Source organism: Muricomes intestini (assembly GCF_004346165.1).
Lineage (GTDB): Bacteria > Bacillota > Clostridia > Lachnospirales > Lachnospiraceae > Muricomes > Muricomes intestini.
The window spans coordinates 159,422-171,662 of sequence record NZ_SLZZ01000005.1; the positions used below are offsets into that span (position 1 = coordinate 159,422).

8 protein-coding genes and 2 pseudogenes are annotated in these 12,241 nt (G+C 44.3%); 9 read left to right on the top strand and 1 reads right to left on the bottom strand.

Translation table 11 applies throughout. The features are described from left to right. The first annotated feature begins 9 nt into the window (after positions 1-9). The 7 genes from EDD59_RS05500 (at position 10) to ftsZ (ending at position 9,661) form a co-directional block, all read left to right on the top strand. Entirely contained in the window at positions 10-2,031 is a 2,022-nt protein-coding gene (locus EDD59_RS05500) for a peptidoglycan D,D-transpeptidase FtsI family protein (RefSeq protein WP_132379727.1), read from the top strand. Positions 2,032-2,098: 67 nt separating this feature from the next. Beyond that, positions 2,099-3,850, top strand: coding sequence for a peptidoglycan D,D-transpeptidase FtsI family protein (locus tag EDD59_RS05505; protein ID WP_132379729.1), 1,752 nt, complete (start codon positions 2,099-2,101; stop codon positions 3,848-3,850). 199 nt (positions 3,851-4,049) lie between these two features. Beyond that, entirely contained in the window at positions 4,050-5,006 is a 957-nt protein-coding gene (gene mraY / locus EDD59_RS05510; protein ID WP_132379731.1) for a phospho-N-acetylmuramoyl-pentapeptide-transferase, read from the top strand. Between the two features lie 4 nt (positions 5,007-5,010). After that, positions 5,011-6,375: a UDP-N-acetylmuramoyl-L-alanine--D-glutamate ligase gene (murD, locus tag EDD59_RS05515; RefSeq protein WP_132379733.1), complete on the top strand. Its 1,365-nt coding sequence runs from the start codon at positions 5,011-5,013 to the stop codon at positions 6,373-6,375. 56 nt (positions 6,376-6,431) lie between these two features. Then, positions 6,432-7,517 carry an FtsW/RodA/SpoVE family cell cycle protein gene (locus tag EDD59_RS05520; protein WP_132379735.1) on the top strand — a complete coding sequence of 362 codons (1,086 nt, stop codon included), beginning with the start codon at positions 6,432-6,434 and terminating at the stop codon, positions 7,515-7,517. A 37-nt stretch (positions 7,518-7,554) separates the two neighbouring features. Next, positions 7,555-8,316: a cell division protein FtsQ/DivIB gene (locus EDD59_RS05525; RefSeq protein WP_132379737.1), complete on the top strand. Its 762-nt coding sequence runs from the start codon at positions 7,555-7,557 to the stop codon at positions 8,314-8,316. Positions 8,317-8,443: 127 nt separating this feature from the next. Continuing rightward, on the top strand, positions 8,444-9,661 hold the full coding sequence (gene ftsZ / locus EDD59_RS05530) for a cell division protein FtsZ (protein ID WP_132379739.1): 1,218 nt from the start codon (positions 8,444-8,446) through the stop codon (positions 9,659-9,661). Between the two features lie 228 nt (positions 9,662-9,889). On the opposite strand, the pseudogene EDD59_RS18550 reads toward ftsZ, so the two are convergent. Next, a pseudogene (locus EDD59_RS18550) lies at positions 9,890-11,391 on the bottom strand (transposase). Positions 11,392-11,624: 233 nt separating this feature from the next. On the opposite strand from EDD59_RS18550, the gene EDD59_RS05540 reads away from it, so the two are divergent. Next, entirely contained in the window at positions 11,625-12,002 is a 378-nt protein-coding gene (locus EDD59_RS05540) for a substrate-binding domain-containing protein (RefSeq protein ID WP_132379741.1), read from the top strand. 149 nt (positions 12,003-12,151) lie between these two features. Next, a pseudogene (locus EDD59_RS05545) lies at positions 12,152-12,241 on the top strand (MerR family transcriptional regulator); the annotation flags it as partial.

A 12,241-nucleotide genomic window follows, 5' to 3' on the forward strand; every position in this document is an offset into this window, starting at 1 on the left:
ATATAAAATATGACAAAACGAAATAAAAAGAACAGATTTAATTTTTTAACGAAACGGTTTTCAAAAAAGATGCAACAAAAGCTGGTAATGCTGTTTATGGCAATTATACTGGCTTTTATTGTTCTTATAGGCAGAATTACTTATATTAACGCATCAAAGGGCAGCCGGTATACAAAGATTGTACTTGACCAGCAGGAGTATGACAGCCGTGTGATTCCATATAAGCGGGGAGATATCGTGGACCGCAACGGCACAAAGATGGCCGCCAGCGAGAGAGTCTACAATGTCATATTAGATGTAGCTGCTCTGAAATCTGATAAGGATTATGAGGAGCCCACGATAAAAGTTTTGGGAGATGTTTTCGGGATAAAAGAAGAAGACGTAAAAAAAGTAATCGAGGAAGCCCCCGACAGCCGGTATCAGATACTGGCAAAGGGCGTGGCCTATGACAAGGCCCAGAAATTTAAAGAGATAGAGGATGATACAGAAAATCACCCAAACGTAAAAGGAATATGGCTGGAGGATGATTATAAAAGGCATTATCCTTATGACACACTGGCAAGTGATGTAATCGGCTTTGTGTCTTCCGAGGATCAGGGTGCAATCGGAATTGAAAGTGCCTACAATGACATATTAAGCGGAACAGACGGGCGCGAATACGGGTATTTCGATGACGCATCTCTGGCAAAACGCACTGTAAAACCGGCTAAGAACGGGAATACGGTTGTGTCTACCATTGATGTGACACTTCAGAGCATTGTGGAGCAATGCATCAGAGAGTTCAATGAGGAACATGCCGGAGAGGTGAGAGCAGGCGAGCCGGGAAGCAAGAACACAGCGGTCATTATAATGAATCCCAACACAGGAGAAATACTGACTGAGGCCTCCTACCCGAACTTCAATCTGAATAGCCCCAGGGACTTGTCCGGGGTGTATTCCAAGGAGCAGACAGCAGCGATGTCAGATGATGAAAAGCTGGATGCCATGAACACATTGTGGCGGAACTTTGCTGTCAGTGATGCTTATGAGCCCGGTTCGACGGTAAAGCCGTTTACGGTGGCTGCAGGCCTGGAGTCAGGAGCGCTGACCGGGGACGAAAGTTATGTCTGCAACGGATTTCTTCACGTGGGGGACTGGGACATTTCCTGTCATCTTAAAACAGGGCACGGAACACAAACTATAGAACAGGCAGTGGCAAATTCCTGCAATGTAGCGCTGATGCAGATGGCTAAGAGTATCGGCATAGAGAATTTCGTCAAATACCAGCATATTTTTGGATTCGGAGAATATACGGGAATTGACCTGCCTGGTGAAGCGGGTACCTCGTCTCTTGTCTACACAAATGAAAATATGGGGATTACAGATCTGGCAATTAACTCCTTCGGACAGGGATTTAACGTGACAATGACACAGATGGCCGCTGCTTTTTCTTCTCTGGTAAACGGGGGTTTGTATTATGAGCCTCATGTAGTAAAACAGATTCAGGATCAGAGCGGAAGTGTTGTTGAGACAAAGAACCCGGTGCTTTTAAGAAAGACAGTATCAGCCGAGACATCGACAATGGTGAAACAATATATGAAGGCCGTTATGACATCCGGAACCGGGAAAGGAGCACAGGTGCCGGGATATGATATCGGAGCAAAAACAGGAACCGCCGAAAAGCTTCCACGGAATCAGGGCAAGTACCTGCTATCTTTTATCGGGTATGCTCCCCAGGAAAATCCAGAGGTTGTGGTTTATGTGGTAATAGATGAGCCAAATGTGGAAAGGCAGGATAACAGTGCTTATGTACTGGGGCTTTCTCAAAAAATAATGTCTCAGGTTTTTCCCTATCTGAATATCACAACCACAGAAAGCGGTGATACTGCCCCGGAGAATACAGATCCAGCAGATACGGCTTCTCAGGGGACAGATTATGAAGCCTTTGATTCCGAATATGAGGATACATATACGAATCAGGCCGGCTCTTATGTGGACGAAAACTATACACCTGACCTTGATGACTGGGCTGCCGGCCAACCGTCGGAATAGAGAGTACGCATAACCTTACAAAAGATGTAATATGTTATAAAAATATCTTTTGTAAGGTTTTTTATTTATGAAGAACAAAACATATAATAAGAGAAAAGTACTCATTGTTTTTGTGTGTGCTTCAGCCATTCTTTTGGCCTTGATTGGGCGTCTGGCATATCTCATGATATTTGACGCAGAGTACTATCAGAAAAAGGCAGAGTCACTTCATGAGCGGGAGCGGGACATCAAGGCTGCAAGGGGCGAAATTGTAGACAGAAATAAGACAGTGCTTGCCACGAACAAGACAGTCTGCACCATTTCTGTCATACATAATCAAATTGAGGATCCAGAGCTTATTATCCAGACTCTGGCAAAGGAATTGGAGCTGGATGAAGCGGCAGTCAGAAAACGTGTAGAGAAAGTTTCTTCTATAGAAAGAATAAAAACAAATGTGGAGAAGGAAATTGGGGATAGAATCCGCAATTATAATCTGGCAGGCGTAAAGGTGGATGAGGATTTTAAACGTTATTATCCACACAATGAACTGGCGTCCAAGGTACTTGGCTTTACGGGAGGCGATAATCAAGGGATTATTGGCCTTGAGGTTAAATATGAAGACTATTTAAAGGGAATTAACGGGACGATTCTGACGACTACCGATGCAAGAGGAGTAGAGCTGGAGGGAGTGGCGGAAGATAGAATGGAACCTGTGGCGGGGCAGTCACTTCAAATCAGCCTGGACTATAATATTCAGTCCTTCTGTGAGCAGGCGGCACTGAAGTCTATGGAGGAAAAACAGGCGGACGCTGTATCCATACTGCTGATGAATCCCCAGAACGGAGAAATTCTGGCAATGGTCAATGTGCCGGAATTTAATTTGAATGAGCCGTATATACTAAATACAGGGACAGATGCGGACACACTGACTGATGAACAATTGCAGGATCAGTTAAACCAAATGTGGCGGAACGGCTGCATTAATGATACCTATGAGCCCGGTTCTACGTTTAAGATTATTACTACCTCCGCCGCTCTGGAGGAGGGTGTCGTAAAATTAGATGATACATTTTCCTGCCCCGGGTACCGGGTTGTGGAGGACAGGAAGATAAGATGCCATAAGGTGGGAGGCCATGGCTCCGAAACGTTTGTCCAGGGGATACAAAATTCCTGCAACCCCGTTTTTATAGACATTGGCCTCCGTCTTGGAGCCGACAGGTTCTATGATTATTTTGACCAGTTTGGGCTTTTTGGTCTGACAAATGTAGACTTGCCCGGCGAAGCGGGAACGATTATGCACAAAAAAGAGGACATAGGTCTGGTGGAGCTTGCAACCATGTCCTTCGGACAGTCCTTCCAGATCACACCGATCCAGATGGCTACAACGGTCAGCTCACTCATCAATGGAGGAAAACGGATAACGCCTCATCTGGGAATGGCAGTTCTGGACAAAGAGGGAAACGTGGTGGAAGAATTGAAATATAAAGAAAAAGATGGGATTGTATCTGAAGAGACATCTGCCACCATGCGGATGCTTCTGGAAGGGGTTATATCGGAAGGAACGGGGAAAAATGCCTATATCGAAGGGTATTCGATCGGAGGGAAAACGGCCACATCGCAAACCCTGCCCAGAAGTGCAAATAAATATATTTCCTCCTTCATTGGATTTGCTCCGGCAGACAATCCGCAGGTGCTGGGAATGATTGCGATACATAATCCCCAGGGGGTGTACTACGGAGGAACAATAGCTGCGCCGGTGATGAGAAATATTTTTGACAATGTACTCCCTTATCTTGGAATAGAAAAGAGCGAGACGGTGAGTGATGAAGAGCAGCAGTGAGATGTTCTTCTAACAGTTCAGCAGCAAGCTTTTTTCTGCCTGTGCTGCCTAAAATCCGCATGGCTGATCTGTTACATTTTCTTGAAAACAGAACTACAAATGTGTATTAAGATATGATATACTAAATAAAGTGTCTGCCGGATAAAGAAAGCACGGCAGATATGTGTCCGTTTAACAAAAGAGTTGAAGAGGTGTATGTATGAATTATCATGTAGTGATTCCGGTATTGATTTCATTTGCGTTGAGCTTATTGATGGGACCGGTTGTAATACCGTTTCTTAGAAAGCTGAAGATGGGACAAACGGAGAGGACAGATGGGGTGCAGTCCCATTTAAAAAAGACAGGGACGCCCACTATGGGAGGTGTGATCATCCTGGGAAGTGTGGTGATTACCTCTCTGCTTTATGTAAAAAGCTATCCAAATATTATTCCTGTTTTATTTCTCACAATTGGTTTTGGTCTGATTGGATTTTTGGATGACTATCTAAAGGTGGTGCTGAAGCGCTCAGATGGACTTTATCCAAAGCAGAAGATGGCACTGCAGCTTGTAGTGACGGCTGTTTTCGCCTATTACCTTATAGAGGTGTCAAAGATTCCTCTGACTCTTTTAGTACCCTTTTCCGGCGGGAAGTATTGGGATATCGGCTGGGCGGCAGTCCCCCTTTTGTTTGTGGCCGTAATTGGGACAGTGAACGGAGCGAATTTTACCGACGGACTGGATGGTCTGGCTTCCAGTGTGACAGTGTTGGTGGCAACATTTTTTACAGTGGTTGCCATAGGGACAAAAAGTGGAATAGAGCCGATTACATGTGCGGTCGTAGGCGCCCTGCTTGGATTCCTCCTATTTAATGTATATCCTGCAAGCGTATTCATGGGGGACACAGGGTCGCTGGCTCTCGGAGGTTTTGTGGCGGGCACGGCGTATATGCTGCAGATGCCGCTGTTTATCATTATTGTGGGTCTGGTTTATCTGGTGGAAGTTGCTTCAGTTATAATACAGGTTACTTATTTTAAGAAAACAGGCGGGAAGCGTTTCTTTAAAATGGCGCCCATTCATCACCACTTTGAACTGAGCGGATGGTCTGAGACGAAGGTTGTTGCGGTATTTTCCGTCACAACAGCGATTCTCTGTCTGATTGCGCTTATGGGGGTGTAAAAGAATGGATTTAAGAGGAAGAAATATTCTGGTGTTCGGCTCCGGTATCAGTGGAGTGTCTGCAAGCCGTCTGCTGCTCGCTAAAGGAGCTGAGGTGATTCTCTATGATGGGAATATCTCATTGGATGCCGAGAAGATAAAGAATGAGATTTTGGAGGATAGAAAAGGAAAATTACAAGTGATACTGGGAAAACTGCCGGCAGAAATTGTGGACAGCCTAGCTTTGACGATTATGAGTCCCGGCGTGCCTCTGGATATTCCTGCGGTAAACCAGATGCGGGCAAAGGGGGTACCTATCTGGGGGGAGACGGAACTTGCCTATGTCCTGGGGAAGGGTGATGTACTTGCAATCACCGGCACCAACGGGAAAACTACCACCACAACACTGTTGGGCGAAATTATAAAGAATTATAGGAAAAGCGTCTTTGTGGTGGGGAATATTGGGAATCCATACACCGATATCGTTTCCAAAACAAAAGAAAGTTCAGTGATTGTTGCGGAGATGAGCAGCTTTCAGCTGGAAAGCATACATACCTTCCGTCCTAAGGTGAGCGCGATTCTGAATATCACTGAAGACCACCTGAACCGCCATCATACCATGGAGGCTTATATAGCGGCAAAACAGAATATAGCAAAAAATCAGACACCTGCAGACACCTGTGTGTTGAACTATGAGGATGAGGCGACAAGAAATTTTGGAGAAAAAGTCAGCGCCGAGGTTCTATATTTCAGCAGCCAGCGTAAACTAGAAAAGGGAATTTATCTGGATAACGGCAGTATCATCTGCAATATTACAGGTGTGCCGGAAAAAGTCTGTCATGTAGATGAATTAAAAATTCTTGGATTACATAACTATGAGAATGTTATGGCGGCGGCTGTTATGGGGTTAGCCTATAAGGTTCCCATGGAAATTATAAGAAAGACATTGAAAGAATTTCAGGGCGTGGAGCACCGGATTGAGTTTGTGGCTGAAAAAAACGGAGTGGTATACTATAACGACTCCAAGGGCACCAACCCGGATGCGGCCATCAGGGGAATCCAGGCAATGAACCGTCCCACTCTGCTTATCGGGGGGGGGTACGATAAGGGATCCTCCTATGAAGAATGGATTCAGGCATTTGACGGCAAAGTAAAGAAGTTGGTGCTGCTGGGGGCCACAAGGGAAAAAATTGACGAAACGGCCAGAAAGCTTGGATTCACAGACACCGTCCTTGTAGATACATTTGAGGAGGCAGTAGAAACCTGTGTAAAATATGCAGCGCCGGGTGACGCTGTTCTTTTGTCCCCCGCCTGTGCAAGCTGGGGAATGTTCCAGAATTATGAAGAACGCGGAGATAAATTTAAAGAGATGGTGTTACAGTTAAACTAGATGCATGCAGTGTAGCGGGATCGAGCAAAACATTAAGTATAAGGAGTGAATTTATATTGGAGCGTCCGGCTAAAAAGAGGCGGTATGATTACACACTGCTGATTGTTGTATTACTTCTGGTAAGTATAGGGTTGGTTCTCTTGTACAGCACCAGTTCCTATAATGGACGGGTAAAATTTCACGATTCTTTTTACTATTTGAAAAAACAGGGATTTGCAACGGTGCTGGGAATGGCCGGAATGCTGATTGTGGCAAAAATTGATTATCACAAGTGGGTGCCTCTGGCGAACTTAGGCTATCTGACCGCTATTTTGTTATCGGTTGCGGTCATATTTATAGGAGATGAGTACAATGGGTCCAAAAGATGGTTGTCTTTGGGGCCTGTTTCTTTTCAGCCGTCAGAATTTGCAAAAGTAGCGGTTATACTTTTTCTCGCATGTCTCGTTACAAAAAATGTGAAGAAGATGGGCAAATTCAGAACTCTGATAAAAGTACTGGTTCCCGTACTGCCCATAGTGGGGCTGGTTGGGGCAAGCAATTTAAGTACTGCTATTATTATTATGGGCATTGCGGTGGTTCTGATTTTTGTTGCCAGTCCAAAATATGCCCAGTTTATCTGGATGGGAGCTGCAGGCGTGGGATTCATGGGAATCTTTCTGGCGCTGGAGAGTTACCGCATGGAAAGACTGGCTATCTGGCGGAATCCAGAAATGTACGAAAAGGGTTATCAGACACTGCAGGGACTTTATGCCATCGGCTCCGGGGGCCTCTTTGGAAGGGGACTGGGAGAAAGTGTGCAAAAGCTGGGATTTCTGCCGGAGGCACAAAATGATATGATATTTTCCATTATCTGTGAAGAACTGGGTCTGGTGGGAGCAAGCTTTATTATCCTGCTGTTTCTGATTCTGATCTGGCGCTTTTTTGTTATTGCGACTCATGCAAAAGACCTGCTGGGAGCTCTTATAGCAACCGGCGCGCTGGCTCACATGATGATACAGGTAATATTAAATATTGCAGTTGTGACAAATTCGATACCAAATACAGGAATCACACTGCCTTTTATCAGCTACGGAGGAACTTCGGTCATGTTTCTTCTTCTGGAAATGGGGCTTGTACTAAGTGTGTCAAATCTGATAGAATAACAGTATCCAGGTCCGATTGGATAGAGGAGGACTTTAGATGAAGCAGAAAGAGAAAAAACACAAAAAGAAAAAACGCCAGGGAGTAGTTCTTGGGCTTTTGATTTTTATACTCGGAATTCTGATTGTCCTATTTTCATTCATGCTCCTTTTCCACACACAAAAGATAGAGGTAAAAGGGAATAAATATGTCAGTGAAGAGGACGTCACAGAATGGCTGAAGAAAGACAAGTATACTGCTAATACTGTGTATATCTGGGGACGATATAATTTTGCCAGTCCAAAACAGCTGCCCGGGGTGGAGTCTACCAAAATCACACTGAGAACACCCTGGATTGTGCAGGTCACGGTGAAAGAAAAGGAAATATCCGGTTATATAGAGTATAACGGCGGGTATCTGTGCTTTGACAAAGAAGGGACAGCAATGCTGACAACCGCTGATAAGCCTGCTGGGGTGGCAAACCTGGAAGGTCTGGAGGTGGACGTATCAAAAGTAAAACTGGGAGAGGTGCTCCCTGTCTCAGATAAGGATATATTTCAGAGAACAGTGGAACTGTCAAAGCTTCTCAGGAAATATAAACTGGTCCCTGACAGAATTGTCTGCTCAAAGGCCGGTCCGGCATTCTATTTTGGAAATGTGGAGGTCCTTGTGGGAAAGACGAATTATGAGGACCGTGTTGCCCAGCTGCCTCCTATTTTAGAAAAATTGTCCAAGCAGTATCCTGATACCCCGGGGACGCTGCATCTGGAAAACTATGACACTTCGGACAAAATTATACGCTTTGTACCGGATAAAAAGTGAGAAAATAAGCAAAAATCTATTGATTATTTGTATGAAAGACTATATTATATACTTATTGAATTATATCGTTCAATCAAAAAGGGAAGTATAAAATTATATTAATAAGACTATAAAGGAGGAAATACTCTTGTTAGAAATTAAAACAAACGAATCGGAAGCGGCTGCAAGAATTATTGTCATCGGAGTCGGCGGCGGCGGTAATAACGCGGTAAACCGTATGATTGATGAGCAGATTGCAGGCGTGGAATTTATTGCGATTAATACAGACAAGCAGGCACTTCAGCTATGTAAGGCTCCCACTCTGATGCAGATAGGTGAGAAGCTTACGAAAGGTCTTGGAGCAGGTGCACAGCCGGAAGTGGGGGAGAAGGCTGCTGAAGAAAGTGCAGAAGAGATATCTTCCGCATTGAAAGGTGCCGATATGGTATTTGTAACCTGCGGTATGGGAGGCGGAACAGGAACAGGAGCTACTCCGGTTGTTGCGCGTATAGCAAAAGAGCAGGGAGCATTGACGGTAGGCGTTGTCACAAAGCCCTTCCGCTTTGAATCAAGGACACGTATGGCCAATGCCCAGGCAGGTATAGATAAATTGAAAGAGAATGTAGATACACTGATTGTCATCCCGAATGACAAGCTGCTGGAGGTAGTTGACAGAAGGACAACCATGCCGGAGGCTCTGAAGAAGGCTGATGAGGTTCTTCAGCAGGGTATTCAGGGTATTACTGATTTGATTAATGTGCCGTCACTGATTAACCTGGATTTCGCGGATATCCAGACTGTTATGAAGGACAAGGGTGTTGCTCACATCGGTATCGGTGCAGGCCGCGGAGACGACAAGGCTCTGGAGGCGGTAAAGCAGGCTGTTGCCAGCCCGCTGCTTGAGACAACCATCCAGGGAGCATCCCATGTTATCATCAATATTTCCGGTGATATTACCCTGATGGATGCATCCGATGCAGCTGAATATGTACAGGATCTCGCCGGCGAGAATGCAAATATTATCTTCGGTGCTATGTATGATGACTCCAGGTCCGACGAGGCTACAATCACCGTTATCGCCACTGGTTTACATAATGTGGGCGGAAGTTCTTCCAAGCTCAAAGCAAGACTGGAAGGACAGCAGAAGGTAGGCTCCATCCTCCCCTCAGGGGAAAGAGTCAACAGAGTTCCTTTGGACGGAGAGCGCAGGACACCGACGCAAATAAGACAGCCGGGGACAGGCTCATCTTCCGCGAGCCGGACAAATTCAGGGAACAGCACAATGCCGACCCTGGAACAGCCCAGAACACCTTCAGGAAAGGTCAAAGAACAACAGATCAAGATTCCGGACTTTTTCAAAAAATAAAAAAGGGGTCAGTCCCTTTTGCCGCCCGTTTTCAGAATTGTTTTACAATTCAAGGGGCTGTCGGTTAATACCGATTTTTAAGGCTCTTACACCAAAACAAGCATATCCTACAGAGTTCCATGCTTTTCAGCAAAGGACGCTCTGGTAGATATGCTTGTTTTTTCTTTAGCTGGCCTATTTTGGGGCACAAAATCCCCTTTTTCCATAACCCTGGACGCACACTGTTCTCTAAGCTGTTTTCTGCTCGGCTTTTCCTGTGAATTTCTCAATTTCATGGTGAAGGAACCGATGATATTTATTTATATTTCGACCCATTGCATACAGCATGAATTCTTTATACACTTTTTCTGAACTGCGGTAATTGAACCGCCGGAAGTTTTCGTTTTCCTTGATATCCCCAAAGTGACCTTCGGTCTGGATGGAGCAGATCTGACGCTTCAGGATTCCTTTCTCACTCTGTATATTGGCATTGGATGCTTCTTTCAGGGCTTCCCACTGCTCATTAATCTTCATCACTTTATTCCGGCCGCTGTTCTTTTCCGCATCATATTTATACAGACAACGGGCTTTATGTTCACATCCGCTACAGTATCCGCTGTCTGCTGTCACTTCTTCCAATGTTTCACCAAAAGCTTTCCGATGCTTTTCCAGAACCGGAATCAGAGTGTTATAATCCGTCCGGTCGTTGCTCACATAGCCGTGAATGATGAAGTAGTTTTCCACTGCGATCTGGGCGTTGTATGCTGGTTTTAACTGCCCGTTAAGCATGTGGTCTTCCTTCATCCGCATAAAGGTCGCTCCAGATCTGTTTTGGAATAACTGTTGCGGTCTTTTCCCATGATTTCAAAACACTCTTTATATCACATCAGACGATTTCCACATTCTTCCAGTTCCTCATACAGTTTCTGTATTTCGGTCTTCTGTTTTCCCTTACTATGGACGAATGAAATTCCCTCACCCTCTGCAATCCGCATCAGATTCTTCTGGAGTTTCAAAATCTCAAGAGGAGAGCAGTTATCAATTTCGATGACCGTATTGTTTGAGAGTTTCTTATGTTTTGTCAGCTTCCGTTTCCGGTTTTCGTCAATTATACGTCTGACTTTTTCCATGCCTTCAATGAGAAACATCTGCGCATCCCCAAGATCATATTTGGGACCATATCCGTTTTCGTGCAGAAGTGTATTGTACTTTGCATAAAGGGTATCTATCGTATCCAGCAGACCGGCAAGATGGTAGTTGATACTCCCCCGCCAGACAAAGCTATAGTGGTTTGCATTCGCTTCTATTTTTGTACCATCTATAAAAAGCTCTTTGAGCGTGATAAGGCCTTCCCTTTTCAACCGGCGGAGGAACTGATAATTCAGTTCGTCCAAAACTTCCCCGGTGAGTTTTTTACTCTTAAAATCATAAAACGCATCCCGCTTCGGCTTCTGGCCTTTGGTCAGCCAGATAAAAGCTAGGTCTCTTTCGCATAATTCAACAATACGGTCAACAGCACGCACTCCCCGCATATTTGCATAAGTAACAACAGCATACAGCATGATTGGATTATACCCGGTTCTTCCCTTATCTGAACAACAGGCAAGTAAGCCTGAAAAATCTAATTCCTCCATCACTTTTTTCAGGGAATAGACTGGATCGTCATCGGGTAAATGCAATTCGAAGAAACTGATGTTAATTTTTTGTTGCCCTTTTTCAAAAAATTCGTTATAATAATCTTGTTTTTGCATAGTTACATTATAACATGTAACGGAAAAAAGGTGGTTGTCGTTAGCCATCTTTTCTTCTTTTTTAGGATAAAGTTAAGAGGGAGGGTGTGACCGGCATCGGTCACGCCCTCCTTCTTTGAGATTATCTATTTCCTGACAACCCCTTTTATATACATTTTTCTCTGTTTTATTGTCCATTGTTTTGATATGTAAATCCAAGATGTCCTTCCAGTTTTATATGGAGTATATAAGAGATGTGTGATAAGATAAAACAAAGTTGGTCACGTTCAGAGGCAATGACTGTCATGGAAACTTGGCTCCAGGCATTTGAGCAGATTGATGCAATTGTAGCTGAAAATGATGAGATGGCACTAGGTGCAAGGGAAGCGGTAAAAGCCTCAGATAAAAATATTCCTGCCATTGGAGTGGACGGTATTACAGATGCTTTAAATGCAGTAGAAAATGATGATCTTGTGGCATCTATCTTCCAGGACGGAGCAGGCCAGGGAAGTAAGGCCGTGGAGGTCCTGGTTAATGCAATCAAAGGTGAAAAGGTAGAGGATAATTACTGGATTGATTTTGAGGAAGTGAATAAAGACAATGTTGCAGAGTTCAAAAAGAGAGCACAATAGGGGACTGACCCTTTTACAAGACATTTTCAGAATATTCTGAATTTAAGGAAGGAGAGATTTTAAGTAATTAAAAATATATACAAATATACTCAAATGCGATATAATGTGTTTATGAAGGAGGCAATATAATAATCATGAACACATCGAATATCACAAACTACAAGCCAAAGGATTTTGCAGAGTTACTAGGAGTATCAGTAAAAACACTCCAACGTTGGGACAGAGACGAAATACTTAAA